We start from the raw sequence: 25,375 nt of genomic DNA, 5'->3' as shown, positions 1-25,375 counted from the left end.
ACGGCGGCAGCAAGGACGCCTCAATATACGCCGAACCGTTCGGGCGCCGTATCGCCGCTTGGTCTTAGAGACGTCTTTGAACGAGATCATGCATGGCTGGCAGGCATGGCTGGCAGGCGCGGCCGGTGACCTGCATCGGCGCGCGTGCGCGCTGTCACGGCGGTGATTGCACGCCGGTGTTCTTTGTCGGGACTTCACGACGCCTGCCCGCCCGCCTAATGGATGGCTGCAAACCCAGATCGCGTTTTGCCAAGGCATCCATCTGCGCACAACACACAAGGCGCCTAGGCCCGATGCAGGAGGACTACCTCAGGCAACTGCCAGCGAACGTCCGCCGCGCAGCACGCTGGATTGGCCCTTGGCATCGTACGAGGGCGCGCTTTCAGTTCGCCCCAGGTGACGCAATGCCCAGTTCACCTCGCGGCGTCGGCGTGCCAGCAGCGCGCCATTGGCGCGGTTGGCTTCGGCTAGCTCACGCAGGCGGTCTTCTTCGCCTTCGGGCATTGCCGCTTCAAGCGCGCGCAGTGCCGACAGCTTGTCCTGCGTGTGTCGCATCAACCCGTCGATGTCGTTCTCGAGTAATGCCTGGCGCTCGCCGGCCAGCGCATCGCTGAGACGTTGCAGGAACTCGTTCACGTTCATCCTTTCAGTCGGGAATCAACCCGCCAGTTGCTGATTCAGATCCATCATGCGGCTGGCGATGGCATCCGGGTTGATGGAGTAGCTGCCGTTCTGCAGAGCTTCTTTCACGGCCTGGACGCGACCGGTGTCGATCGCCGAGGACTGCGAAAGCTCGCGCTGCAAGTTCTGCAGATTGGTGGCCTCGCCGGTCAGCTTGACGCTGTCGGTCGGCGGGGTTGCGGCAACCGGGGACGCGCGATCTTCACCAGCCGAGGCGATCTTGCTGCTCGTGGCCGTGGTGCGAAGGGTGGCGGCGGTCGGTAGATTACCTTCGATTTTCTGGGTCATGTCAGGAACTCCTCTACAGGTCGTAGGGGATAACGGCACCCAGAAAAAAAACTTTATAGAAAATTTTTATCTGGAGACCACAACGGTTCCGCTTGCTTCAACAATCCCCTGCACCACCCGCCGCGACGAGGAATTTTCAACCGAAACGCGCTCGTTCTCGCCGGCATCGGACAGCGCGCGACCGCTCATGCGCACCTCCAACCCACCATTGCGCGACACCAGCGGGACGGTGTCGCCGCGCCGGACCAGCCGCTGCGTCACCAGATCGTTGGCCGAGAGCAGCGAGCCGGCCGGCAGGACGCGGCGGGCGGACTTGCCAACTGCGGCCACGGGGTCGGCCAGCACTGCACCGACGATGCGGGCAGCGTCACGCTTCTCGATACTGATATCGGCCAGCGAGATGGTTTCTCCAGCGCTGATGCCCCGACGCAACACCAGCACATCCTGGTTGCGGCGGACCTTCAACGGCACGAACAGGCGCCAGCCGGCCGGCTGCGGGCAGGACACTTCAACGGTGTTGGTGCCGGTAGGCTGGGCCTGCAGCGCGATCGGACAGGCCGGCATGCGCAGACCCGGGTCGAGCGTTGCCTCGGCTTCGGCGTCCGGGCCAACCGTGGCCAACGCTGCGGCACGAATGGAATCGACCGCCTGGTACCCATCGGCCCAGGCCGGGGCGGCCACCAACAAAATGACAAGCAGGAGCAGGCGCATGGGACCAGATCCGGAGGAAGACGCGGAAGCTCATGCAAGCGGTGTGCCTGTTTTGCCGGGATTGGGGAGTCGGGATTGGGATTCGTCAAAGTAGCTTCCTGGGTGATGTATCACCCCGCTGCCGGGGGCCCTTTCACCGACCGGACCCCTCCGGCAACTATCACCGATGCTCTCAACGATGAAGCAGTAGCGGTCAGACCAACTCGCTAATGCACGCTCTTGAGTGAATCCCTACTCCCAAATCACCTAATCCCGGCGCTTGAGCGAATCGCTACTCCCTACTATCGAACCCCAGCAGCCCCGCGACCAACCACAAAGCCCTCAAGTTTCCCGAGGACGCTGTCGATATCTGCCCCATGACCCACGATCTGCTCAACCGCATCGACCAGCGCACCCGACTGGCTGGCCACAATCGACTGGCGCTGCTGCTGTTTAGGCTGGGCGGACGCCAGCTTTTTGGCGTCAACGTCTTCAAGGTGCAGGAAGTGCTGCGCCGGCCGGAACTGTTCCAGGTGCCTGGCCTACCCGCCGAGTTTGCCGGCGTTGCCGACGTGCGCGGGCGGTCGGTGCCGGTGCTGGACCTGGGCCTGGCCATCGGCCACCCGGAGCGCGACTCGCACTCCGAGAACGGGCCTGGCTACCTGGTGGTGGCCGAGTTCAATCGCTCGGTGCAGGGATTTCTGGTCAGCGGCGTGGAGCGCATCGTCAACATTGCGGTGGAAGACATCCACCCGCCGCCGGAACTTGGCGCCGAAGCCACTTATTTGACGGCGGTAACGCGATTCCAGGGCGAACTGATCCAGGTGATCGACGTGGAAAGCGTGCTGGCCGACATCGCCAAGGTCAGCAAGGACGTGCAGCTTGATCCATCGCTGCAGCTGGTTGCCTACGACCGCCAGTTCCAGGTCTTGGTGGTGGACGACTCGCGGGTGGCACGTCAGCAGATCCGCAGCGTGCTCGACCAGTTGGGCGTGTCGGCGACCTTGTTGTCCGACGGCCGCCAGGCGCTGGATCACCTGCTGCAGGTGGCCGCGTCGGGCGAAAACCCGGCCGACCGCTATGCGATGGTGATCTCCGATATCGAAATGCCGGCAATGGACGGCTACACGCTGACGACGGAAATCCGGCGCACCCCGGGCCTGCAAGGCTTGTACGTGCTGCTGCACACCTCCCTGTCGGGCGTGTTCAACAACGCCATGGTCGAGCAGGTGGGCGCCAATGCCTTCGTCGCCAAGTACAGTGCCCATGAGTTGGCCGATTACGTGCTGGCGCGCCTGAAAGTGGTTGCCGAAGCGGCCTGAGCAAGAGGTCGGCGTGCGGGTTCAGCGGTAGCGCCTCTGCGCAGCGCCTGCCGCTTGTCGCTGCAGTGTCGATGGCAACAAGAAACAAGGAGGAATGCCTTGCAGGCATTCCCGGCGCAGGTCTCCCGCGACAGCAACGCTGCTTGCGACGCGAATTCGGCGACTTGGCGGCCCGTCGGCGTGAATTACCGTCGACAGTGGCTTCGCGAGACACCCTACTTATGCCGTCAGACAAGACGTCCAACCGCGGTAGCGCGCCATCTTCGGCAACGCGCTCGCTTTTCGAGATAGTGCGTCCGTTGAACGCAGCGCCTTTCTAGCGCGGCGAGCCGCTATCTGTGCCACGCGCCCCTTCCCGATAATCCCGATAATCCCGACCGTTGCCGGCCGCAGCCGATAGCGACGCGCTGGCTCGCTGTGCCACGCGCCCCTTCCCGATAATCCCGACCGTAGCCGGCCGCAGCCGATAGCGACGCGCTGGCGCGCACAGGATTTGCATCAGGTGTCCGGCGGGCTGAAAACGCGGCCTTGAGCTATCCAGGCATCGTCAGCAGCCCTAGCCGCCCTTCCCGCCCAGCGGGCTCCGCCACACCCTGATTTGGCACAAACATTGCTTCCTCCCTGGCAACACTTCGCGGGAGAGCACCGTGTCCAGTCCCTTCTCTTCGTTCCTCGGCGTCCATGGCGACGCATTGTCGCTGCGCGAGCAGCGCATGAAGCTCATTGCCAGCAATCTGAGCAATGTGGACACCCCCGGGTACAAGGCCAAGGATCTCAACTTCGAAGCGGCGCTGAAGTCGGCCCAGGGCATGCAGGATGGCGGCCTGATGCAGGCCACCGACGCCAAGCATTACGAAGTGGGTGGCAGCGCCGGGCTCAACCCGTTCCAGATTACCCGCGAAGCCGATCAGCCCAGCCTGGACGGCAACACCGTCGATCCCGATGCAGAACGCGCCGCCTACGGCCGCGCCGCGCTGGAATACCGCGCGTCGCTGAGCTTCCTCGAATCCAAGGTGCGCTCGATGCTCACCGCGATCACGGGCCAATAAGTCATGAGCAATCTTCCCATTTTCGACGTGGCCGGCTCGGCGCTGCATGCGCAGTCGGTCCGCCTGAGCACCATCGCCTCCAATCTGGCCAATGCCGATTCGGTGGCCGGTTCTGTAGAAGCGACCTACAAGCCGATCGAGCCGATCTTCCAGGCCCAACAGAGCCGTCAGGATCCCAGCCTGACCTCGGTGAACGTCAAGGAGATCACCACCACCAACGCACCGCCGATCCGTCGCTACGAGCCCGGCCACCCGCTGGCCGATGCCGACGGCTACGTGTTCTCGCCCGACGTGGATCCGGTCTCGCAGATGGTCAACATGATTTCCGCCTCGCGCAATTACCAGGCAGGCGTGGAAATGCTCAATACCGCCAAGGAACTGGCGCTCGCGACCCTGACCATGGGTCGCTGACCCTTCCTAGCTGACCTTTAACCCTTACGGACTCCTCAAGATGAGCACGATCGGCAGTGACCTCTACGCCAGCCTCGGGCTGAGCACCAGCAGCGCCGCCTCCACGAAAAAGAAGGAGGAGTCGCTTGGCCAGGCCGACTTCCTCAAGCTGATGACCGAGCAGCTGCAGCACCAGGACCCGCTCAAACCGATGGAAAACAGCGCGTTTTTGGGCCAGTTGGCGCAGTTCTCCACCGTGCAGGGCATTGGCGACCTCAATACAAAGGTCGGCAACTTCTCCGATTCGATGAATGCCGACCAGGTGCTCAAGGGCGCCGCGCTGGTAGGCCACAACGTGTTGGTGCCCTCTGCGCAGCTAGCGATCGATGCCACCGGCTCGGCGAAAGGCGTTGTCGCCGCGACCTCTGCCGGCTTCGTCAATTTCGAAATCACCGATGCCAACGGCACCTTCGTCAAACAACTCAGCGTGCCGGCCAGCGCCGCCGGTGAGGTGTCGTTCGCCTGGGATGGCACCGACGCCAACGGCAACCGCATGGCCCCAGGCAAATATGGCATTACCGCAACCCAAACCGACACCGCCGGTGCCAAGAGCAAGTTATCCACCTACGTCGATGCACCGGTGGACAGCGTCACGATCGGCTCGGACGGCCTGTATCTCAACCTGACGGGGCTCGGCACTTCCCCGCTCGCCAACGTGCTCCGCGTCAGCTGAGCCGGCAACCGACACTTAAAGGAACTCATCCATGGCTTTTAACACCTCGTTGTCCGGCATCAACGCAGCCAATGCCGATCTGAACGTCACCTCCAACAACATCGCCAACGTCAACACGACCGGGTTCAAGGAATCGCGCGCCGAGTTTGCCGATATGTTCCAGAGCACCAGCTATGGCCTGTCGCGCAATGCGGTGGGCTCCGGCGTGCGGGTCAGCAACGTGGCGCAGCAGTTCTCGCAGGGCAATATCGACCCAACCGGGCGCAGCCTGGACCTGGCGGTCTCCGGCGAAGGCTTTTTTACCGTGTCCTCCAACGGCGCCAAGATGTACACCCGCGCCGGTAACTTCCAGACCGATTCCAACGGCTATGTGATCAACCCACAGGGCGCGCGCCTGCAGGTGTTCGCGCCCAATCCCAGTGGCAACGGCTTCGATGCCGGCCGCCTGTCGGACCTGCAATTGCTGACTACCGACAGCCCGCCCAAGTCGACCTCAACCGTCAACCTGGCCTTCACCCTGCCCGGCAACGCCACCGCGCCAACGGTGACCCCGTTCAGCCCGGCCGACGACAAGACCTATAGCCACTCCACTGGCGGCATCAACGTCTATGACTCGCTGGGCGTCAGCCATGTGCAGACCTCCTACTTCGTCAAGACCGCCAACCCGAACGAATGGCAGGTGCACAACTACGTCGACGGTACGGCGGTCGGTGCGCCGACCACGCTGCAGTTCTCCGACACCGGCGCGCTGACCACTCCGGCCAACGGCGTCATCGCAATGGACCCGTTCACCCCGAGCACCGGTGCCGGCGTACTGAACATGCAGCTCAATGTCAGCGGCGCCACCCAGTACGGCGAAGCATTCGCCTTGCGTGACACCCGGCAGGACGGCTATGCCAGCGGAAAGCTCAATGAGATCAGCATCGACACCAGCGGCGTGGTATTCGCGCGCTATTCCAACGGCGCCGACAAGCCGCTGGGCCAGGTCGCGCTGAGCAGTTTCGTCAACCCGCAGGGCCTGCAGTCGCAAGGCAACAACATGTGGGCCGAAAGCTACACCTCCGGCGCTGCCCGCACCGGTGCGCCGGATACCTCGGACTTAGGCCAGATCGAGTCCGGCTCGTTGGAAGCCTCAACGGTGGACCTGACCGAGCAGCTGGTGAACATGATCGTGGCCCAGCGTAACTTCCAGGCCAACTCGCAGATGATCTCGACCCAGGACCAGGTCACGCAGACGATCATCAATATTCGTTAAGAGCCGGGAATCGGGAATGGGGAATAGGGAATCGTAAGAGCCGGCGTCGCGCGTAAGCGATGCCGGCCTTGCCCCCTACTCTCCCAGCCCCGCCATCCCGCTGTTGCGATTCCCGATTCCCGATTCCCGATTCCCGATTCCCGGTGCACCATGGATAAAGCCCTCTACGTCGCAATGACCGGTGCCCGCGCCTCCCTGCAGGCGCAAAGCACGGTGTCGCACAACCTTGCCAACGTGGATACGGTGGGGTTCAAGGCCGCCTTGGCCAATACCGAGGCCTTCAAGATTCAGGGCAAGGGGTATCCGTCGCGGATCGATGCGCTGCATGTGGACCAGGGCTTCGATCGCAGCCAGGGCCATCAGAAGGTCACCGGTAACCCGCTGGACGTGTCGCTACAGCAGGATCGCTGGCTGGCCGTGCAGTCGCCCGACGGCAGCGAGGCCTACACCCGCAACGGCGAATTGGCGCTTACTGCCAATGGCCAGCTGGTCACCGCCAACGGGCACGCGGTGCTGGATGAAGGCGGCAACCCGATGACCATCCCGCCGCACCAGGCGATGGAAATCGGTAGCGACGGCAGCATTTCCATCATTCCTCAGGGCGAAGGTCCGCAGGCCATGGACATCGTCGGCAAGATGAAGGTCGTCGACGCCCCCGCCGACCGTTTGACGCGGCGCCCTGACGGGCTGATGCGCAACACCAGCACCGACCCGGCGCAAGCGTTTGCGGTGGCCACCGGCAAGACCGTCAACGGCGGCATGCTGGAAGGCAGCAACGTGGATGCCGCTGGCGCGCTGGTGGAGATGATCCAGCTACAGCGCCAGTTCGAAATGCAGGTCAAGATCATCAAGAACGGCGACGACAACGCGCAATCGGCCAATTCGCTGCTGCGGGTGAGCGGCTAAACGCGGCGCAGGCCGCCAACATCGCCGCTGGGTGGCTTTCTACCTGCGCCGATACGCGATAGCAGCCGAGCGTGGCTGGCGCCCACTCGACATCCCGAAAATCCGGGGCTTCATTACAGACCGACTGATCTGCGGCTTAGCCGCAGAGCGGCTAGTGCGTGACTTGTCTGCAGGGCCCTTGCCCGCTCACCATCGCGGGACACGCCGTGAATCCGTCCCTGGAGGCTCTGGCTCGGCATCCATGCCGCTCAAGGTCCCGCGACGGTGAGCGGGCAAGGACCAGTAAAGATTGTCGGTGTCTGTCTGAGAGCAGTCAAAGTGCTCTGTTGATCGCCATTCGCTCATCCCGTCGTTTGCGCGCATCGAGTGCCAATCGAACGCCCAAAAGCGACCAGGGCTGCGAACTGGCCGAGGAGTGCGCTGACCCGCTTTCGGTCGGTTATCAGCCAACTGTCTGGCGCGGTGTCCTCACCGATTGCGGGACCGTTGGCGGCATGGATGCCGCCATCGAGCCCCCATGGACGGGTTTACGGCGTGTCCCGCAAGCGGTGAGGGCATCGCCCCCTCGACCGACTGAGCGTCTGCCCTGGTATCTGTCGACATCGATAACAACGCGGCCAACGAACCCACCACGCCAGCGCTCAAACAAGTGCCCGCCAAATGATCAGCCGCCCTCACCGGCAACAAGCCACCCGTTGATCAGCCACGTAACCGCTGCCGCCTGGCGACGGCCTGCCGCCGCCCCTTCTGCCATGCACAGACAGCCGCGCACTCAGGCGACGTGATCCCGCGCACACCCGGCAGAAATCCGACGCGGCTTTGGCACGGCACGTGCATATACCCACCCGTGCCCGGAACACATCCCCGGGTCTAACGAGGAATCGGGTCATGAATCAGGCTTTGTGGGTCGCCAAAACCGGACTGGATGCGCAGCAGACGCGCATGTCGGTCATTTCCAACAACCTGGCCAATACCAATACCACCGGCTTCAAGCGCGACCGTGCCGCGTTCGAAGATCTGCTGTATCAACAGGTGCGTGCGCCGGGCGGTTCCACTTCCGCGCAGACGCAGCTGCCGACCGGCCTGCAGTTGGGCACCGGTGTGCGCGTGGTGTCCACCTTCAAGGGCTTTGACCAGGGCAGCCAGCAGCAGACCGGCCGCGCGCTCGACGTGATGGTCAACGGTCGCGGCTTCTTCGAAGTGCAGATGCCCGATGGCACCTCCGCCTATACCCGCGACGGCACCTTCCAGATCAATGCGCAGGGTGAGGTCGTCACCAACAGTGGCTATCCGCTGCAGCCGGGCATCCAGGTACCGGAAGGCGCACAGTCACTGACCATCGGTAACGACGGCACCATCAGCGTGACCCTGGCCGGCCAGGCCGCCGCGCAGGAAATCGGCGCATTGACGCTGACCGACTTCATCAACCCCTCGGGCCTGCAGGCCAAGGGCGAGAACCTGTTTGTCGAAACCACCGCCTCCGGTCCCGCACAGAACGGCACCCCCGGTCTCAATGGCCTGGGCACCACCGTGCAGGGCGCACTGGAAGGCAGCAACGTCAATACGGTGGAAGAGCTGGTGAGCATGATCGAGACGCAGCGCGCCTACGAAATGAATGCCAAGGCGATCTCCACCACCGACTCGATGCTCGGTTACTTGAACAACAACGTCTGATCGGCTCGCCGCTCGTCGCCCTCTCAGGAACTTACGCCATGTCCCGCCTGCCCTCTCTATCCTCCCTGTGCTTCGCCATCGCCTGCAGCGCGCTGCTGGGTGGCTGCGTGGCAGCCGGCGATGTACGGCCGTTCGCCGAACTGGCGCCGATCGTGCCGGTGGTCGCGCCGGTGGCGCAGCCCACCGCCGGTGCGATCTATGCCGCCGGCCCGAGCCTGAACCTGTATGGCGACCGCCGCGCCCGCGACGTCGGCGACCTGCTGACGGTGAACCTGGTGGAAAGCACCACCGCCTCGTCCACCGCCAACACCAGCATCAGCAAGGCCGACACCGTCGACATGAGCACGCCCACGCTGCTCGGCGTGCCGCTCACCGTCAACGGCACCGACGTGCTGCGCAACTTCACCAACGGAGACCGCAGCTTTGCCGGCAAGGGCAACACAGCGCAGAGCAACCGCATGCAGGGCAGCGTGACCGTCACCGTGATGCAGCGCCTGCCCAACGGCAATCTGGTGATCCAGGGGCAGAAGAACCTGCGCCTGACCCAGGGCGACGAGCTGGTGCAGGTGCAAGGCATCGTGCGCGCCGCCGACATCGGCCCGGACAACACCGTGCCGTCCAGCAAGGTGGCCGACGCCCGCATCGCCTACGGCGGCCGCGGCGCCATCGCCCAGTCCAATGCGATGGGCTGGCTGAGCCGCTTCTTCAATTCCCGTCTGTCGCCCTACTGAGCCTGCGACCATGAATCTGTCTTCCCTGCCCTTCCGTCTGCTCGCCGCCGCCGTCGCGCTGTGCGCGATTGCCGCACCGGCATCGGCCGAACGCATCAAGGATCTCGCCCAGGTCGGCGGCGTGCGCGGCAACGCGCTGGTCGGCTACGGGCTGGTGGTTGGCCTGGATGGCAGCGGCGACCGCACCAGCCAGGCGCCCTTCACCGTGCAGAGCCTGAAGAACCTGCTCGGCGAGCTGGGCGTCAATGTTCCGGCGAACGTCAACCCGCAGCTGAAAAACGTCGCGGCCGTGGCGATCCACGCCGAGCTGCCGCCGTTCGCCAAGCCCGGCCAACCAATCGACATCACCGTCTCCTCGATCGCAAACGCCGTGTCGCTGCGCGGCGGCTCATTGCTGATGGCACCGCTGAAAGGCGCCGACGGCCAGGTGTATGCCATGGCCCAAGGCAACCTGGTGGTCGGTGGCTTCGGTGCGCAGGGCAAGGACGGTTCGCGCGTGTCGGTCAATATTCCCAGCGTTGGCCGCATCCCCAACGGCGCCACCGTTGAACGCGCGCTGCCGGACGTGTTTGCCGGCAGCGGCGAGATCACCCTCAACCTGCATCAGAACGACTTCACCACCGTCTCGCGCATGGTCGCGGCGATCGACAGCAGCTTCGGCGCCGGCACCGCGCGCGCGGTGGATGGCGTGACCGTGTCGGTGCGCTCGCCGACCGACCCGGGCGCGCGTATCGGCCTACTGGCGCGACTGGAGAACGTCGAACTCTCGCCCGGCGACGCGCCGGCCAAGGTGGTGGTCAATGCACGCACCGGCACCGTGGTCATCGGCCAACTGGTGCGGGTGATGCCGGCCGCCATCGCGCATGGCTCGCTGACCGTCACCATCAGCGAGAACACCAACGTCAGCCAGCCGGGCGCCTTCAGTGGCGGCCGCACGGCGGTGACACCGCAGTCCACGATCACGGCCACCTCCGAAGGCAGCCGCATGTTCAAGTTCGAAGGCGGCACCACGCTCGATCAGATCGTTCGCGCGGTCAACGAAGTGGGCGCGGCTCCCGGCGACCTGGTCGCCATTCTTGAAGCCCTGAAGCAGGCTGGCGCGCTGACGGCGGAGCTAGAGGTGATCTGACATGCGTATCGCAGCCTCGCCCATTGATCTCAACCCGAGCACCAAGGCCGATCCGGCCAAGATCGACAAGGTCTCACGTCAGCTCGAAGGCCAGTTCGCGCAGATGCTGGTCAAGAGCATGCGCGATGCGAGCTCCGGCGACCCGATGTTTCCGGGCGAAAACCAGATGTTTCGCGAGATGTACGACCAGCAGATGGCCAAGGCGTTGACCGAGGGCAAGGGGCTGGGCCTGTCGGCGATGATCTCCAAGCAGCTGAGCGGCGATGTCGGCGGCCCGGCGTTGAACACCTCGCTGAGCACCGCCAACGCCGCCAAGGCGTATGCGCTGGTGGCCGGCAAGCGCGATGCCTCGTTGCCGTTGCCTGCCCGCGATGGCGCCGTCGACAGCGTCGCCGCCGGCACCGGCACGATGGGTGGACTCACTGCAGGCAGCCTGGGCGGCGTGGGCATGAGCCAGGTGCTGGATCTGATCGCCGGGCGTAGCGGCGGCAGCGATGCCGGCAGCGACGACGCTGCCGCGCTGAGCTGGCCGTCGGCCAACGACCGCTGGGCCGATGTGGCCGCCAGCGACGCCGCCGATGCCAACGCAGCGGTCAGCGCGAGCGCGGCCAGCAGCGCTGCTGCCAGCCTGGGCGAGCGCACGCCGGAAGGCTTTGTCGCCAAGATCTGGACGCATGCACAGAAAGCCGCGCGCGAATTGGGTGTGGACCCACGTGCATTGGTCGCGCAGGCCGCGCTGGAGACCGGCTGGGGACGGCGCGGCATCGGCAACGGCGGCGATTCCAACAACCTGTTCGGGATCAAGGCCAGTGGCTGGAGCGGCAACAAGGTCACTACCGGCACCCACGAATACGTCAACGGCGTCAAGACCACCGAAACCGCAGATTTCCGTGCCTATGGCTCGGCCGAGGAAAGCTTTGCCGACTACGTGCGCCTGCTGAAGAACAACAGTCGCTACCAGCCCGCACTGCAGGCCGGCACCGATATCAAGGGTTTTGCACGCGGCTTGCAACAGGCAGGTTACGCCACCGATCCAGGCTACGCCGCCAAGATCGCGGCGATCGCCAACGGCCCGACCATCGACCGTGCGGTCGCCGCCATCGGCAACGCAACGGCAGATCTGTCCAACCGTTACGCAAGCACTGCCGAGCCTGCCGGGCTTGGCACCATCCGTCGTTGAGGTAAACGCCCATGTCCATCATGTCCACCGGGACCAGCGCGCTCATCGCCTTCCAACGGGCGTTGTCAACCGTTAGCCATAACGTCGCCAACATCAATACCGAAGGCTACAGCCGCCAACGCGTGGAATTTGCAACGCGTACGCCCACCGACATGGGCTACGCGTTCGTGGGCAATGGCGCCAAGATCACCGATGTAGGCCGGGTGGCCGACCAGCTGGCCATCTCGCGCCTGCTCGACAGCGGCGGCGAACTGTCGCGGCTGCAGCAGCTGTCGTCGCTGTCCAACCGCGTGGACGCGCTGTATTCCAACACCGCCACCAATGTCGCCGGGCTGTGGTCGAACTTCTTCGACTCCACCAGCGCGGTGTCGTCCAATGCATCGTCCACCGCCGAGCGGCAGAGCATGCTCGACAGCGGCAACTCGCTGGCGACGCGTTTCAAGCAACTCAATGGGCAGATGGACAGCCTGAGTAATGAGGTCAACAGCGGATTGACGTCCGCAGTGGACGAAGTCAACCGTTTGACGCAGCAGATCGCCAAGATCAACGGCACCATCGGCAACAGTGCTGCCAACGCCGCACCGGACATGCTGGACCAACGCGATGCGTTGGTGAGCAAACTGGTCGGCTACACCGGCGGCACTGCGGTGATCCAGGACGGCGGCTTCATGAATGTCTTTACCGCCGGCGGCCAGGCGCTGGTGGTGGGGACCACCTCGTCCAAGCTCACCACCGTTGCCGACCCGTACCAGCCGACCAAGCTACAAGTCGCGATGCAGACCCAGGGGCAGAATGTCAGCCTCAGCGCCAATTCGTTGGGTGGCCAGATCGGCGGCCTGCTCGAGTTTCGCAGCAGCGTACTGGAGCCGACCCAGGCCGAACTGGGCCGGCTTGCGGTGGGCATGGCCAGCACCTTCAATGCCGGTCACGCGCAAGGCATGGATCTGTACGGCGCGATGGGCGGCAATTTCTTCAATGTCGGCTCGCCCACGACTGCCGCTAATCCAAACAACACCGGCACCGCCGCGCTGACCGCCAGTTTCAGCAACATGTCGGCCGTGGACGGGCAGAACGTCACGCTCAGCTTCGACGGCACCGCGTGGAAGGCCACCAGCGCCAGCACCGGCGCGGCCGTACCGATGACAGGCACCGGCACTGCAGCCGACCCGTTGGTGCTCAATGGCGTGCGCATGGTGGTGGGCGGCGCGCCGGCCAGCGGCGACAAGTTCCTGCTGCAGCCCACCGCCGGGCTGGCCGGCACGCTGTCGGTTGCCATCACCGACCCGTCGCGCATTGCCGCGGCGACGCCAGTCAAGGCCACCGCCACGATCGCCAACCTGGGCACCGGCAAGATCAGCGACGTCAAGGTCACCAATGCGCAGAACCCGGCGCTGCTGACCCCGTCGTCGGTGGAATTCATCGATGCCAATCAATACACCATCGACGGTACCGGCCCATTCGCCTACACCGCCGGCCAGACCATCAGCGCCAATGGCTGGAGCTTCGCACTGGACGGCGCGCCCAAGGCCGGCGACACCTTCGGCGTGGGCCCGATGGGCGCCGGCTCCAGCGACAACGGCAATGCCAAGTTGCTGGCCAAGATCGACGATGCCAAAGCCCTCAACAGCGGCACGGTCACCCTCAATGGCGCGCTGTCGGGGCTGACCACCTCGGTGGGCTCGGCCGCGCGCGCGGCCGATTACGCCGCCGACGCGCAGAAGGTCATCAACGATCAGGCGCAAGCCAGCCGCGATTCGATTTCCGGCGTCAACCTCGATGAGGAAGCCGCCAACATGCTCAAGCTGCAGCAGGCCTATCAGGCAGCCGCGCAGATGATTTCCACCGCCGACACCATCTTCCAAGCCATCCTGGGCGCCGTACGCTGATGACCGACCGTATCTCCACCAGCATGATGTACAGCCAATCGATCGCATCGATGGGCGCCAAGCAGACGCGGCTCAACCAGCTCGAGTCGCAGCTCTCCAGCGGGCAGCGCCTGGTCACCGCCAAGGACGACCCGGTGGCGGCAGGCACCGCGGTGGGCCTGGATCGCGCCCTGGCGGCAATCACCCGGTTCGGCGAAAACGCCAACAACGTGCAGAACCGGCTGGGTCTGCAGGAAAACGTCCTCGCGCGCGCCGGCGATGCCATGGCGCGCGTCAATGAGCTGACGATCCAGGCCAACAGTTCCGCGCTCGCCCCCGACGACCGCAAGGCCATCGCCTCGGAACTGAGTTCGCTGCGCGACAGCATGGTGAGCCTGGCCAACAGCACCGACGGCACCGGGCGCTATCTGTTCGGCGGCACCGCCGACGGCAGTGCGCCATTCATCAAGAGCAATGGCGGGGTCACCTACAACGGCGACCAGACCCAGAAGCAGGTCGAAGTGGCGCCGGACACCTTCGTCAGCGACACCCTGCCCGGCAGCGAAATTTTCATGCGCATCCGCACCGGCGACGGCACCGTGGATGCGCACGCCAACACCGCGAACACCGGCACCGGGCTGCTGCTGGATTTCAGCCGCGATGCCAGCACTGGCAGTTGGAACGGCAGCAGCTACAGCGTGCAATTCACCGCCGCCAACACCTATGAAGTGCGCGACAGCACCAATGCAGTGGTCAGCACCGGCACCTATAAAGATGGCGCAGACATCACGGCGGCCGGCCTGCGCATGCGCATCAGTGGCGCACCGGCAGTGGGCGACAGTTTCCAGATTGGCGCATCCACCACCAAGGATGTGTTTTCCACCATCGACGATCTGGTCGGCGCGCTCAATTCCGACGCCCTGACACAGCCGCAGAAGGCCACGATGATCAATACGCTGCAGACGTCCATGCGCGACATTGCTCAGGCCTCGTCGAAGATGATCGACGCGCGCGCCTCAGGCGGCGCGCAGCTGTCGGCCATCGACAATGCCAACTCCTTGCTCGAATCCAACGAAGTCACGCTCAAGACCACCCTGTCGTCGATCCGCGATCTGGATTACGCCTCGGCCATTGGGCAGTACCAACTCGAGAAGGCCTCGTTGCAGGCCGCTCAAACGATTTTTCAGCAGATGCAGTCGTCGTCGTTGTTCAACCTGATCCGCTGATTTTGCCGCAGGAAAACTGGGTTTTCTTCGCTCCTGCGTGCGGGCACTTGCGCAGGCGGACGGAGTTTATTTTTCGAAGAGTTATACCAACGCTAAAGATTGGCGGGGTGCTGCCGAATAAACCAAACCCCTTGATACACAACGCTTACGCTTTTCGTCCTTACGCAGAAAAACAGTAAAAAATACTGAATTTCGCTAAAGGTTCCCGACGCAACGCCGTTATTCATCTCAGCAGCGGCAACGGCCAACTTGATGGCCCCCCTGCGGAGGCTCCGGGCAAGTCCCCCTTGCCGGAAAAATCGCTTAGGAGAAATCAAAATGGCACAGGTAATCAACACCAACGTAATGTCGCTGAACGCTCAGCGTAACCTCAACACCAACAGCTCCAGCCTGGCGCTGAGCATCCAGCAGCTGTCCTCGGGCAAGCGCATCACCAGCTTCTCGGTCGATGCGGCCGGCGGCGCAATCGCCGAGCGCTTCACGACTCAGATCCGTGGCCTGGACGTCGCCTCGCGCAACGCCAACGACGGCATCTCGCTGTCCCAGACCGCTGAAGGCGCGATGCAGGAAATCGGCAACAACCTGCAGCGTATCCGCGAGCTGTCGGTGCAGTCGGCAAATGCGACCAACTCGTCCACCGACCGCGAAGCGCTGAACTCCGAAGTCAAGCAGCTGACCAGCGAAATCGACCGCGTCGCCAATCAGACCAGCTTCAACGGCACCAAGCTGCTCGACGGCTCGTTCAGCGGCGCGCTGTTCCAGGTCGGTGCCGATGCTGGCCAGACCATCGGCATCAACAGCATCGCCGACGCCAACATCGATTCGCTGGGCAAGGCCAGCTTCGCTGCCGCCGTCTCCGGCGCCGGTGTGAGCGGCACCGCCACCGCCTCGGGTTCGGTCAGCGGCATCAGCCTGTCGTTCAATGACGCCAGCGGCTCGGCCAAGAGCGTCACCATCGCCGACGTCAAGGTCGGTGCCGGCGACACTGCGGCTGACGTGAACAAGAAGGTGGCCGCGGCGATCAACGACAAGCTGGACCAGACCGGCATGTATGCCTCGATCAAGACCGACGGTACGCTGCAGATCGAATCGCTGAAGGCTGGCCAGGACTTCACCTCGCTGTCGGCCGGTACCTCCAGCGCCGCTGGCATCACCGTCGGCGCCGGCATCACCACCGCCTCGGCCGCGTCCGGCTCGACCGCTTCGACCCTGGGCAGCCTGGATATCTCCACGTTCTCCGGCGCGCAGAAGGCCCTTGAAATCGTCGACAAGGCATTGACCACGGTCAACTCCTCGCGCGCCGACATGGGTGCGGTGCAGAAACGCTTCACCTCCACCATCGCCAACTTGAGCGCGACCTCGGAGAACCTGTCCGCATCACGTAGCCGCATCGCGGATACGGACTACGCCAAGACCACCGCAGAGCTGACCCGCACGCAGATCCTGCAGCAGGCTGGTACCGCGATGCTGGCCCAGGCCAAGTCGGTTCCGCAGAACGTGCTGAGCCTGCTGCAGTAACTTGCCGCAGTCATCCAGCAAAGCGTTGCAGCAAATCGAAAGCCCCTCTTCGGAGGGGCTTTTTTGTGGGTGCGGTTTTTTTGACGCCGGTCGATTGGCACGGCCGGCATGCAAGTTGCATCGGTTGGAGGTCAGCAAGACGCGTCGGCGCCACTAAAGTCCTCCCGGATGCGGCCGATACCCGTCTTGTGATCCCATGCATCCGCTGTCCGGATGCCCAGACGAGGAATGCAACATGGCATCGTTGATCAGTACTTCTGCTTCAGGACTGGATATCCCCACCGTGGTGTCCACCCTGGTATCCCGTCAGCGGGATCCGGAGCAGGCGCGCATCAACAAGGCCGGCACCGCAGCGACCACCCAACTGTCGGCCATCAGCCAGATCAAGAGCAGCATGACCACGCTCAAGTCTGCGCTGGACAAGGTCGTCATCAGCGCCGACACCAACGCCTACAAGGCCACGGTGCCGACCGATGCCGGTTTCACCGCCACCACCACCAGCTCGGCCGCGCCCGGTAACTATTCGGTGGAAGTGGTCTCGCTGGCGACTTCGCAAAAACTGGCCTCCGGCGCGTTCACCGCCGATGCCACGGTCGGCAGCGGCACGCTGACGATCGGCTACGGCGACAACAGCGTCACCGTCGACATCAGCGGCACCGACAAGCTCACCGACATCGCTGCCGCCATCAACAAGGCTGCTGGCGGCAAGGGCGTCACGGCCAGCGTGGTGACCGCCAACGATGGCCAGCATCTGGTCTTCAATGCAGTGGATCCAGGCACCAAGGGCGCGTTGACCATCAGCGCCAGCGACCCCAGCCTGAGCAGCCTCACCTTCGGCGCCGGTGTCACCGGCGGCATGACACAGCAGGTGGCCGCTGCCGATGCGCTGGTGCGCGTGGATGGCTTCGAGCGCACTTCCAGTTCCAACACGATCAGCGACATCGTGCCGGGCGTGGTGCTCAACCTGACCAAGGCCGCCGAAGGCACCAAGTTCAACCTGGGGATCGCCGCCGACACCAGCGGCCTGAAGGGCAATCTCACCGCCTTCGCCGCCGCCTATAACACCGCCAATACCTTGCTGGCCAAGAGCAGCGCGTACGACACGGTCACCAAGACCGCCTCGGCACTGACCGGCGATGCGCTGGTGCGTGGCCTGCAGCAGCAGTTGCGTGGCCAGGTCAGCGGCAACGTCAACGAGCTCAAGGCGCTGGGCCTGACCATCGACAAGGATGGCGTGATGAGCTTCGACGGCGCCAAGTTCGACACCGCCATCGCCTCCGACGGCGGCGCTGCCGCCGAGGTGCTCGGCAAGGACAGCAAGTTTGGCGCCGGCATGACCAAGCTGCTGGACAGCAACGTCAACGCCAACAACGGCACGTTGACCTTGCGCTCGGACAGCTTGAACAAGACCATCAAGGGCTACGAGTCGGACCTGGACGACCTCGATGCGCGCATGGAAAAACTCAGCGACCGCTACACCGCCCAGTTCAGCGCGATGGAAGCCATGATCAGCAAGCTGCAGGGCAGCACCAGCTCGCTTAGCAGCCTGCTCACAGGCTGATTTCCGTGATGCAGATCCTCAAGTCCTGCAAGGGTCTTGCCGATACAAGAAGGGCCTATCGTGATTTCGGCCTTGCCTTCCGGCAGGAGCGTCGTCGCAGGAGCACAGCGCTCCGGGACCCGCGAAGGTCAGCCCATTGAGGAGTCATCCATGTACGGTTCCAATCGTCAGTACGCCGAGCAATACCGCAAGGTCGGCGTGTCCACCAGCGTGACCGAAGCCGACCCGCACAAGCTGGTGTCGCTGCTGTTTGCCGGTGCCTGCCAGCGCATCCGTCTGGCCCAGGCCTGCCTGGCGCAGGGCGACCAGGCGCGCAAGGGCAAGGCCATTGGCGAGGCCTGCGCGATCGTCGGTCACTTGAACGGTTCGCTCGATCACGAAGCCGGCGGCGAGATCGCTGGTAACCTGTCGGCCCTGTACGACTACGTCATGCAACGTCTGACCGCAGCCAATCTGCACAACGACGACACCGCGTTGACCGAAGCGCTGGATCTGCTCAGCGAAATCGATTCGGCGTGGAACTCCATCCCCCTCGAACAACGCGGCCTCGCTGCGGTTTCCTGAGTTCAGCCATGCATAGCGCGCAAAGCCTTCAAGCCGAAATTGCCGACCTCCGCCTTGCCATGGCGCAAGAGGATTTCGAGGCGATGCCGTTCCTGCTCGACAACCACGACCTGCACCTGCGCGAGTATGCGCAGCACGTGGATCTGAGCCAGGACCGCGACGCGCTGCAGACCTTGCAGACGATGCAACAGGATTTGATGCGGATGATGCTCGATCGTCGCCGCAAGCTGCTGGATCTGATCCGCGCCCAGCGCACCTCGTCGTCGGCCAGCCTCGCCTACGCCCGGGTCGGACGGATCTGATGACCGCGTTCGGCACACTCGCGCCATCTGCCGATGCCGAGCTGTTTGCCGACACGCTCAGTTGCGAACTGCGCCTGCCTGCCGGGTTCCACGCCGGTGCCGATGCGGGCTCGCACAGCGCCGCGGAAACACTGCTGCGCAGCCTGGGACAGGTCGAAGACCTGCGTAGCGAAGAAACCAGCGAAGACCGCGGCGACCTGCCGCTGCTGGTGCAACGCATGGATGCCAAGCTCGATCTGATGCTGGCACTGATCGGCCGCCTGGTCCGCCAGGGCGACAGCGGCCTGATCCAGAACGTGGTGCATTGGTCGGTCCGCGGCATCCGCTTGAACTGCGCAACCAGCCACGCACCTGGCACCACCGGCAACGTTTGCCTGCAGCCGTCCGACTGGCTTCCTGAATTGGTACAGCTTCCCGCCGCGGTGCTGGCAAGTGCCAGCGACGGTCACGATCAGTGGCTATGGCTGCGGTTCGGGCCGCTGTCGCCAGGTTTGCAGGACGCCCTGGAACGTCATCTGTTTCGTTTGCACCGCCGTCAGATCGCAGACGCCCGTCGCCAACGCTAATACCAATGGTTGGCGTCAGGCGCCGGGTCGGCTAAGGTGCCCTATACCGAAAAAGGTCTCTTCTGCGCCGTGCGAGTCATCATCGTCGACGATCACACCCTTGTCCGTGCAGGCCTGTCCAGGCTGCTGCAAACCTTCGCCGGCATCGATGTCGTCGGTGAGGCCAGCAACGCGCAACAAGCCCTGGACATGACATCCCTGCATCGACCGGATCTGGTGCTGATGGACTTGTCCCTGCCCGGCCGCAGCGGCCTAGATGCCATGACCGACGTGCTGCGCGCTGCGCCACGCACACATGTGGTGATGATGTCGATGCACGACGACCCGGTGCACGTGCGCGATGCGCTCGATCGTGGTGCAGTCGGTTTCGTGGTCAAGGACGCTGCGCCGCTGGAGCTGGAACTGGCGCTGCGCGCCGCCGCTGCTGGCCAGGTGTTCTTGAGCCCGCAGATTTCGTCCAAGATGATCGCGCCGATGCTGGGCCGCGAAAAACCCGTCGGCATCGCGGCCCTGTCCCCACGTCAGCGCGAAATCCTGCGCGAAATCGGCCGTGGACAGAGCAATAAGGAAATCGCTGCCGATCTGGGTATCAGTGTAAAGACGGTCGAAACCCATCGTGCGCGCATGATGGAGTCGCTGGGCTGCCGCCGCGCCAACGACTTGGTCTTGCTGGCCGCCAAGCATCACAACGAACTGGTCTGAGCGATTGCCGCTGCAATCGCCGTGATCGGTGATTCGAAACACAGGCGTGGCCCGCGCAGGGCCGCTGCAACGAAAACTGTGACGGAATTCCGGCTGGCACGCTTGAGCCCGCCTATGATGTCAGGAGCCTCCTGACAGGCTGTCAGGAAAATCATCAGTCACCTCACCTGACTCCCTGATTAGAAACCCGTCGCTTTGTCCTGCAAGATGCGTTCCATCGCTGCTGCACGCAGTGCCCTTCGGAAGCGCTTCCATGAAGACGACCATTTCCGCCCAGCTTGGCCAGCAACTGCACCTTACCCCGCAGCTGCTGCAGTCGATCCGTCTGTTGCAATTGGACGGCATGCAGTTGGAACTGGAAATCCGTCGCGCCCTGGAAACCAATCCGTTGCTGGAGTTGGAAGAGCTGGCCGATAACGGGGACGAGGCCACTACCAACGACGATGGCGCCAGCGATATCGCCGCGTTTGACGAGTTGCCGGAAAGCACGATGTGGGACGTGCAGAGCAGCAGCTGGAACGATGGCGACGACGATCGCATGCAGCGCGTGGCCGCCGGCGAGTCCACCGACCCGCATGTGCGCATCCTGCGCGAACTGGCGCTGGACCTGGACGAGGCCGCATTGGGGGCCGCCGCGTTCTGGTTGGAGCAGACCGACGATGCCGGGTATCTGACCGAGGCGCTGTCGACGCTGCAGCGGCTCGGCGCCACGCGCTTGGGTATGACCGTCGAGGCAGTGGAAGCGATCCGCCAACGCCTGCTGCACGGCGACCCGGCCGGCCTCGCCGCCTGCGACCTGCGCGAGTGCCTGCAAGCCCAGTTGAACGCCCTGCCCGGCCGCGTCCCGGCCCGCCATCTGGCCGCGCGCATCCTGGCCGGCGATCTGGATATGCTGGCCAGCCACGATTACGCGCTGCTGGCGCGTGCGCACGATGCCGAAGTGGACGATGCGCGGGAAGCGGTGCGACTGATCCTGTCGCTGCAGCCGCGCCCGGGCGACGACCTGCTGCAGGAAAGCAACGCCAGCGTGATTCCGGATGTGCTCGCCTGGCATGCCGACGGCAGCTGGCGCGTGGCGTTGAATCCGGCGACCACCCATCGCGTCAGCATCAACCCGGTGCACGAACGCGCACTGGCCGAGGCCGGCGACGCCGCCCAGCCGCTGCGTGACATGCTGCAGGAAGCGCGCTGGCTGACCCGCGGCCTGTCGATGCGCTACGAAACCTTGCTGCGCGCCACGCGTGCGATCGTCGAACGCCAGGCTGCTTTCCTGGCGCGCGGCGAAGAAGCGATGGCACCGCTGACGCTGAAGGAAATCGCCGACGAGATCGGCATGCACGAATCCACCATTTCGCGCATCACCACCGGCAAATACCTGCAAACCCCGCGCGGCACCTTCGAACTCAAACATTTCTTCGCCGTGCGGTTGGAAGGCGCCAGCGTCTCCGGCCAGGCCGTCAAGGCCATGGTGCGTCGTTTGATCGAGAGCGAGCCGGCGGGTCGCCCGCTGGCCGACGAAGCCATCGCCGGCCTGTTGTCGCGTCAGGGCGTTAATATTGCGCGCCGGACCGTGGCCAAGTACCGCGAACAACTGGACATCGCCCCGGCCCGCGAGCGCCGCCGCACTAACAAACCGCTGCTTGCGCGAGCGGGATAAGGACTACTATGAGCAAACTCACCGTGCTGCTGGTCGACGACCACGAGGGCTTCATCAACGCTGCGATGCGTCATTTTCGCAAAGTGGAGTGGCTCAACATCGTGGGCAGTGCCGCCAATGGGCTGGAAGCGATCGAGCGCTCTGAGTCGCTGCGCCCCAATGTCGTACTGATGGATCTGGCCATGCCCGAGATGGGCGGCCTGCAGGCCACGCGTCTGATCAAGACACAGGATGATCCGCCGTATATTGTCATCGCGAGCCACTTCGACGATGCCGAGCATCGTGAACACGCTCTTCGCGCGGGTGCTGACAATTTTGTCAGCAAGCTGTCCTATATCCAGGAAGTCATGCCAATCCTGGAGGGCCTGACGGAAGGAGCCAGGAATGAGTGAGTCCCGCATTCTGTTGATCGACAGTGACGCCGTGCGCGCCGAGCGCACCGTGTCGCTGCTCGAATTCATGGACTTCAATCCCCGCTGGGTCACCGACGGCGCCGACATCAATCCTGGCCGTCACCGCCACGATGAGTGGATGGCGGTGATGGTGGGCTCGGCGCAGGACGCCGCGCAGGCCGACAAATTCTTCGACTGGCTGGCCGATGCCAAGCTGCCGCCACCGGTGCTGTTGATGGAAGGCAGCCCGACCACGTTTGCGCAGACCCATGGCCTGCACGAGGCCAATGTCTGGGCGCTGGACACGCCGCTGCGTCACGCACAGCTGGAAGCGCTGCTGCGCCGCGCAAGCCTCAAGCGCCTGGATGCCGAGCATCAGGCTGGCGTGCAGCAGGACACCGGCCCGACCGGCAACAGCGAGGCGGTCACCCGCCTGCGCCGGCTGATCGACCAGGTAGCCGCGTTCGACACCACCGTGCTGGTGCTTGGCGAATCCGGCACTGGCAAGGAAGTGGTCGCCCGCGCCATCCATCAGCACTCGCCGCGCCGCGATGGGCCGTTCGTGGCCATCAATTGCGGCGCGATCCCGCCGGATCTGCTGGAAAGCGAACTCTTCGGGCACGAGAAGGGAGCCTTTACCGGCGCGCTGACCACCCGCAAGGGCCGTTTCGAGATGGCCGAAGGCGGCACGCTGCTGCTGGACGAAATCGGCGACATGAGCCTGCCGATGCAGGTGAAGCTGTTGCGCGTATTGCAGGAGCGCAGCTTCGAACGTGTTGGCGGTGGTCAGACCATCCGCTGCAACGTGCGCGTGATTGCCGCGACCCACCGCAACCTGGAAACCCGCATCAGCGACGGCCAGTTCCGCGAGGACCTGTTCTATCGCCTCAACGTGTTTCCGATCGAGATGCCGGCGCTGCGTGAGCGCGTGGACGATCTGGCCATGCTCGTGCAGACGATCGCCGGCCAGCTGGCACGTACCGGTCGCGGCGAAGTGCGCTTTGCCGACGAAGCCCTGCAGGCGCTGCGCAGCTACGACTGGCCCGGCAACGTACGCGAACTGACCAATCTGGTGGAGCGCCTGGCGGTGCTGCATCCCGGTGGGCTGGTGCGCGTGCAGGATCTGCCGGCGCGGTATCGCGGCGACTTTGCATCGTCCATTCCGGTCGAGCTGCCGCCGGAGCCGGCCTTGGTGGCGACGCCTGCCGACGTCAATGCATTGCCGAGCAATGTGGTGACGCTGCAGCCCAAGACCGCCGATGCCGAACCGGCCTCTGCTGCCAGCCTGCCCGACGATGGCATCGATTTGCGTGGCCACATGGCCAACATCGAGCTGGCACTGATCAACGAGGCGCTGGAACGCACTCAGGGCGTGGTCGCCCATGCGGCGCAACTACTAGGCCTGCGCCGCACCACCCTGGTGGAGAAGCTGCGCAAGTACGGCATCGACCGCGAGCAGACCGAGCTGGCGAACTGAGCCGGCCACGGCTCCGCCAGCGCCCGCTGGCATAGCGCTTGCTTCCTCCGGAGTAGACCGACCGCAGCCATCGGCTGCGGCGGAATCCCGACATTCACCCGTCCCAGCGAGGCATTGATGCCCATCCCCGTCACCAGTCCGCTGCTGCCGCCGCTGGAAGACTTTCTGCCGTATCTGGAACGGATCTGGACCAGTCGCATCGTCAGCAACGGGGGCGAGATGCACCGTGCGCTCGAGCAGGCGCTGTGCGACTACCTGGGCGTGCCGCACCTGGCCCTGCTGACCAATGGCACCACCGCGTTGATCACCGCCTTGCAGGCGCTGCGCATCACCGGCGAAGTGATCACCACGCCCTACTCGTTCGTGGCCACGGCGCATTCGCTGCTGTGGAAAAGCATCACCCCGGTGTTCGTGGATATCGACCCGGTGACCCTCAACATGGATCCGTCCAAGATCGAAGCGGCCATCACCCCGCAGACCACCGCGATCATGCCGGTGCACTGCTATGGCACCGCGTGCGATACCACTGCCATCACGCGCATCGCCGACATCTACAACCTCAAGGTGATCTACGACGCGGCGCATGCGTTTGGCGTACGCGATGACGGCGGCTCCATCCTGCGCCACGGCGACCTCAGCGTGTTGAGCTTTCATGCCACCAAGGTGTTCAACACCTTCGAGGGCGGCGCCATCGTGTGCCCGGACGAAAGGACCTATCAACGCATCGGGCATCTGAAGAATTTCGGCTTCGTCGACGAAACCACGGTGGTGGCGCCGGGCATCAACGGCAAGATGAACGAGATCAGCGCAGCGTTCGGCCTGTTGCAGCTCAAGCACATCGACGAGGCCATTGCGCAACGCAGCGCCATCGATGCGCAGTACCGGCAACGATTGAGCGAGGTGCGCGGCATCCGCTGCGTCGCAGCACCGCAGCATTCCAGCGCCAATCATGCGTATTTTCCGATCCTGGTGCAGGACGACTACCCGCTGGCGCGCGATGCGCTATACCAATTGATGCGCGAGCACGGCATTCTGGTACGACGTTATTTCTATCCATTGATCAGCGATTTCCCGATGTATCGCGCCCTGCCCTCGTCGGCGCCGGCATGGCTGCCGGTGGCGCGTTCGGTGGCGGCGCAGGTGTTGTGCCTACCGATCTTTCCCGGCTTGCACAGCGATCAGGTCGACAGCATCGCCGACCTGATCGCCGGCGCACAGGCAACATGATCGCAACACGCTGCATCTGCACTTCAGACTCCCATCTCTTCAACAGGCAACCAGGCGAGATCGTATGACCCAGGCAACATTTATCGAGAACTTCCTCTCCGCCACCGACTTCCAGGAACCGGTGGAGGTCACGTTGGACACCGTGCTGCTGGAATTGCCGGAGTGGGATTCGCTGGCCGCGCTGGGCGTGATCGTCATGTTCGACATGGAATACAGCAAGACCATCACCGGCGATGACTTGACCACTGCAATCACTGTGGGCGATCTCTATAAACTGACCGAGGCGTAAC

26 protein-coding genes are annotated in these 25,375 nt (G+C 64.1%); 23 read left to right on the top strand and 3 right to left on the bottom strand.

What is annotated here, in order from left to right:
- Window positions 1-309 precede the first annotated feature (309 nt).
- The 3 genes from BJD12_RS01375 to flgA all read right to left on the bottom strand — a co-directional run bounded on the left by BJD12_RS01375 (window position 310) and on the right by flgA (window position 1,680).
- The gene (locus BJD12_RS01375; RefSeq protein WP_005998232.1) at window positions 310-642 is read right to left on the bottom strand and encodes a flagellar protein FlgN; all 333 of its coding nucleotides are present in this window, start codon (window positions 640-642) and stop codon (window positions 310-312) included.
- Window positions 643-657: 15 nt separating this feature from the next.
- Window positions 658-969, bottom strand: a complete 312-nt coding sequence (gene flgM, locus BJD12_RS01370; RefSeq protein WP_005998234.1) for a flagellar biosynthesis anti-sigma factor FlgM — start codon at window positions 967-969, stop codon at window positions 658-660.
- A 66-nt stretch (window positions 970-1,035) separates the two neighbouring features.
- Entirely contained in the window at window positions 1,036-1,680 is a 645-nt protein-coding gene (gene flgA, locus BJD12_RS01365; RefSeq protein WP_005998236.1) for a flagellar basal body P-ring formation chaperone FlgA, read from the bottom strand.
- A gap of 356 nt (window positions 1,681-2,036) precedes the next feature.
- Here flgA and BJD12_RS01360 point away from each other — a divergent pair, with 356 nt between their 5' ends.
- From BJD12_RS01360 to BJD12_RS01240, 23 genes are all read left to right on the top strand, one after another.
- The gene (locus BJD12_RS01360) at window positions 2,037-2,981 is read left to right on the top strand and encodes a chemotaxis protein (protein ID WP_005998238.1); all 945 of its coding nucleotides are present in this window, start codon (window positions 2,037-2,039) and stop codon (window positions 2,979-2,981) included.
- Window positions 2,982-3,628: 647 nt separating this feature from the next.
- On the top strand, window positions 3,629-4,030 hold the full coding sequence (flgB, locus tag BJD12_RS01355; RefSeq protein WP_005998241.1) for a flagellar basal body rod protein FlgB: 402 nt from the start codon (window positions 3,629-3,631) through the stop codon (window positions 4,028-4,030).
- A gap of 3 nt (window positions 4,031-4,033) precedes the next feature.
- Window positions 4,034-4,441 (top strand): flagellar basal body rod protein FlgC, encoded by a 408-nt coding sequence (flgC, locus tag BJD12_RS01350; RefSeq protein WP_005998243.1) that lies wholly within the window; start codon window positions 4,034-4,036, stop codon window positions 4,439-4,441.
- 40 nt (window positions 4,442-4,481) lie between these two features.
- Window positions 4,482-5,153: a flagellar hook assembly protein FlgD gene (locus BJD12_RS01345; RefSeq protein ID WP_005998245.1), complete on the top strand. Its 672-nt coding sequence runs from the start codon at window positions 4,482-4,484 to the stop codon at window positions 5,151-5,153.
- Between the two features lie 31 nt (window positions 5,154-5,184).
- Window positions 5,185-6,408, top strand: a complete 1,224-nt coding sequence (gene flgE / locus BJD12_RS01340) for a flagellar hook protein FlgE (RefSeq protein WP_005998247.1) — start codon at window positions 5,185-5,187, stop codon at window positions 6,406-6,408.
- Between the two features lie 150 nt (window positions 6,409-6,558).
- The gene (gene flgF, locus BJD12_RS01335; protein ID WP_005998249.1) at window positions 6,559-7,314 is read left to right on the top strand and encodes a flagellar basal-body rod protein FlgF; all 756 of its coding nucleotides are present in this window, start codon (window positions 6,559-6,561) and stop codon (window positions 7,312-7,314) included.
- A gap of 888 nt (window positions 7,315-8,202) precedes the next feature.
- Window positions 8,203-8,988, top strand: a complete 786-nt coding sequence (gene flgG, locus BJD12_RS01320) for a flagellar basal-body rod protein FlgG (RefSeq protein WP_005994332.1) — start codon at window positions 8,203-8,205, stop codon at window positions 8,986-8,988.
- 38 nt (window positions 8,989-9,026) lie between these two features.
- Window positions 9,027-9,719, top strand: coding sequence for a flagellar basal body L-ring protein FlgH (gene flgH / locus BJD12_RS01315; protein WP_005994329.1), 693 nt, complete (start codon window positions 9,027-9,029; stop codon window positions 9,717-9,719).
- Window positions 9,720-9,729: 10 nt separating this feature from the next.
- Window positions 9,730-10,848 (top strand): flagellar basal body P-ring protein FlgI, encoded by a 1,119-nt coding sequence (locus tag BJD12_RS01310; protein ID WP_005994327.1) that lies wholly within the window; start codon window positions 9,730-9,732, stop codon window positions 10,846-10,848.
- A 1-nt stretch (window position 10,849) separates the two neighbouring features.
- Entirely contained in the window at window positions 10,850-12,028 is a 1,179-nt protein-coding gene (gene flgJ, locus BJD12_RS01305) for a flagellar assembly peptidoglycan hydrolase FlgJ (protein WP_005994325.1), read from the top strand.
- Between the two features lie 11 nt (window positions 12,029-12,039).
- On the top strand, window positions 12,040-13,914 hold the full coding sequence (flgK, locus tag BJD12_RS01300; RefSeq protein ID WP_005994323.1) for a flagellar hook-associated protein FlgK: 1,875 nt from the start codon (window positions 12,040-12,042) through the stop codon (window positions 13,912-13,914).
- A complete protein-coding gene (gene flgL / locus BJD12_RS01295; protein WP_005994321.1) occupies window positions 13,914-15,119 on the top strand; it encodes a flagellar hook-associated protein FlgL in 1,206 nt (401 codons plus the stop codon). The genes flgK and flgL overlap by 1 nt, the downstream gene beginning before the upstream one ends.
- Window positions 15,120-15,437: 318 nt before the next feature.
- On the top strand, window positions 15,438-16,637 hold the full coding sequence (locus tag BJD12_RS01290; protein ID WP_005994319.1) for a flagellin: 1,200 nt from the start codon (window positions 15,438-15,440) through the stop codon (window positions 16,635-16,637).
- A gap of 235 nt (window positions 16,638-16,872) precedes the next feature.
- Window positions 16,873-18,198, top strand: a complete 1,326-nt coding sequence (gene fliD, locus BJD12_RS01285) for a flagellar filament capping protein FliD (RefSeq protein WP_058562343.1) — start codon at window positions 16,873-16,875, stop codon at window positions 18,196-18,198.
- 150 nt (window positions 18,199-18,348) lie between these two features.
- Complete coding sequence (fliS, locus tag BJD12_RS01280) at window positions 18,349-18,762, top strand: flagellar export chaperone FliS (protein ID WP_039421861.1); 414 nt, start codon at window positions 18,349-18,351, stop codon at window positions 18,760-18,762.
- An 8-nt stretch (window positions 18,763-18,770) separates the two neighbouring features.
- Complete coding sequence (locus BJD12_RS01275) at window positions 18,771-19,064, top strand: hypothetical protein (RefSeq protein WP_058562342.1); 294 nt, start codon at window positions 18,771-18,773, stop codon at window positions 19,062-19,064.
- Window positions 19,064-19,630, top strand: coding sequence for a PilZ domain-containing protein (locus tag BJD12_RS01270; protein WP_039421865.1), 567 nt, complete (start codon window positions 19,064-19,066; stop codon window positions 19,628-19,630). Before BJD12_RS01275 ends, BJD12_RS01270 begins: the two co-directional genes overlap by 1 nt.
- A gap of 69 nt (window positions 19,631-19,699) precedes the next feature.
- A complete protein-coding gene (locus tag BJD12_RS01265) occupies window positions 19,700-20,332 on the top strand; it encodes a response regulator transcription factor (protein ID WP_003482986.1) in 633 nt (210 codons plus the stop codon).
- Between the two features lie 253 nt (window positions 20,333-20,585).
- Window positions 20,586-21,989 (top strand): RNA polymerase factor sigma-54, encoded by a 1,404-nt coding sequence (gene rpoN / locus BJD12_RS01260; RefSeq protein ID WP_005997155.1) that lies wholly within the window; start codon window positions 20,586-20,588, stop codon window positions 21,987-21,989.
- Between the two features lie 8 nt (window positions 21,990-21,997).
- Window positions 21,998-22,381 carry a response regulator gene (locus tag BJD12_RS01255; RefSeq protein ID WP_005997154.1) on the top strand — a complete coding sequence of 128 codons (384 nt, stop codon included), beginning with the start codon at window positions 21,998-22,000 and terminating at the stop codon, window positions 22,379-22,381.
- The gene (locus BJD12_RS01250) at window positions 22,374-23,858 is read left to right on the top strand and encodes a sigma-54 dependent transcriptional regulator (protein ID WP_005997153.1); all 1,485 of its coding nucleotides are present in this window, start codon (window positions 22,374-22,376) and stop codon (window positions 23,856-23,858) included. The genes BJD12_RS01255 and BJD12_RS01250 overlap by 8 nt, the downstream gene beginning before the upstream one ends.
- A gap of 117 nt (window positions 23,859-23,975) precedes the next feature.
- Complete coding sequence (locus BJD12_RS01245) at window positions 23,976-25,085, top strand: DegT/DnrJ/EryC1/StrS family aminotransferase (RefSeq protein ID WP_005997152.1); 1,110 nt, start codon at window positions 23,976-23,978, stop codon at window positions 25,083-25,085.
- Window positions 25,086-25,149: 64 nt separating this feature from the next.
- Window positions 25,150-25,374, top strand: coding sequence for an acyl carrier protein (locus BJD12_RS01240; RefSeq protein ID WP_005997151.1), 225 nt, complete (start codon window positions 25,150-25,152; stop codon window positions 25,372-25,374).
- Window position 25,375 lies beyond the last annotated feature (1 nt).

The sequence above is a fragment of the Xanthomonas vesicatoria ATCC 35937 genome (assembly GCF_001908725.1).
Taxonomy (GTDB): domain Bacteria; phylum Pseudomonadota; class Gammaproteobacteria; order Xanthomonadales; family Xanthomonadaceae; genus Xanthomonas; species Xanthomonas vesicatoria.
This window is presented reverse-complemented; position numbering and strand designations above follow the sequence as displayed.

Coding starts and splice junctions, on each gene's coding strand:
- BJD12_RS01375 (WP_005998232.1), bottom strand. CDS start 642: ATGAACGTGAACGAGTTCCTGCAACGTCTCAGCGATGCGCTGGCCGGC.
- flgM (WP_005998234.1), bottom strand. CDS start 969: ATGACCCAGAAAATCGAAGGTAATCTACCGACCGCCGCCACCCTTCGC.
- flgA (WP_005998236.1), bottom strand. CDS start 1,680: ATGCGCCTGCTCCTGCTTGTCATTTTGTTGGTGGCCGCCCCGGCCTGG.
- BJD12_RS01360 (WP_005998238.1), top strand. CDS start 2,037: ATGACCCACGATCTGCTCAACCGCATCGACCAGCGCACCCGACTGGCT.
- flgC (WP_005998243.1), top strand. CDS start 4,034: ATGAGCAATCTTCCCATTTTCGACGTGGCCGGCTCGGCGCTGCATGCG.
- BJD12_RS01345 (WP_005998245.1), top strand. CDS start 4,482: ATGAGCACGATCGGCAGTGACCTCTACGCCAGCCTCGGGCTGAGCACC.
- flgE (WP_005998247.1), top strand. CDS start 5,185: ATGGCTTTTAACACCTCGTTGTCCGGCATCAACGCAGCCAATGCCGAT.
- flgF (WP_005998249.1), top strand. CDS start 6,559: ATGGATAAAGCCCTCTACGTCGCAATGACCGGTGCCCGCGCCTCCCTG.
- flgG (WP_005994332.1), top strand. CDS start 8,203: ATGAATCAGGCTTTGTGGGTCGCCAAAACCGGACTGGATGCGCAGCAG.
- flgH (WP_005994329.1), top strand. CDS start 9,027: ATGTCCCGCCTGCCCTCTCTATCCTCCCTGTGCTTCGCCATCGCCTGC.
- BJD12_RS01310 (WP_005994327.1), top strand. CDS start 9,730: ATGAATCTGTCTTCCCTGCCCTTCCGTCTGCTCGCCGCCGCCGTCGCG.
- flgJ (WP_005994325.1), top strand. CDS start 10,850: ATGCGTATCGCAGCCTCGCCCATTGATCTCAACCCGAGCACCAAGGCC.
- flgK (WP_005994323.1), top strand. CDS start 12,040: ATGTCCATCATGTCCACCGGGACCAGCGCGCTCATCGCCTTCCAACGG.
- flgL (WP_005994321.1), top strand. CDS start 13,914: ATGACCGACCGTATCTCCACCAGCATGATGTACAGCCAATCGATCGCA.
- BJD12_RS01290 (WP_005994319.1), top strand. CDS start 15,438: ATGGCACAGGTAATCAACACCAACGTAATGTCGCTGAACGCTCAGCGT.
- fliD (WP_058562343.1), top strand. CDS start 16,873: ATGGCATCGTTGATCAGTACTTCTGCTTCAGGACTGGATATCCCCACC.
- fliS (WP_039421861.1), top strand. CDS start 18,349: ATGTACGGTTCCAATCGTCAGTACGCCGAGCAATACCGCAAGGTCGGC.
- BJD12_RS01275 (WP_058562342.1), top strand. CDS start 18,771: ATGCATAGCGCGCAAAGCCTTCAAGCCGAAATTGCCGACCTCCGCCTT.
- BJD12_RS01270 (WP_039421865.1), top strand. CDS start 19,064: ATGACCGCGTTCGGCACACTCGCGCCATCTGCCGATGCCGAGCTGTTT.
- rpoN (WP_005997155.1), top strand. CDS start 20,586: ATGAAGACGACCATTTCCGCCCAGCTTGGCCAGCAACTGCACCTTACC.
- BJD12_RS01255 (WP_005997154.1), top strand. CDS start 21,998: ATGAGCAAACTCACCGTGCTGCTGGTCGACGACCACGAGGGCTTCATC.
- BJD12_RS01250 (WP_005997153.1), top strand. CDS start 22,374: ATGAGTGAGTCCCGCATTCTGTTGATCGACAGTGACGCCGTGCGCGCC.
- BJD12_RS01245 (WP_005997152.1), top strand. CDS start 23,976: ATGCCCATCCCCGTCACCAGTCCGCTGCTGCCGCCGCTGGAAGACTTT.
- BJD12_RS01240 (WP_005997151.1), top strand. CDS start 25,150: ATGACCCAGGCAACATTTATCGAGAACTTCCTCTCCGCCACCGACTTC.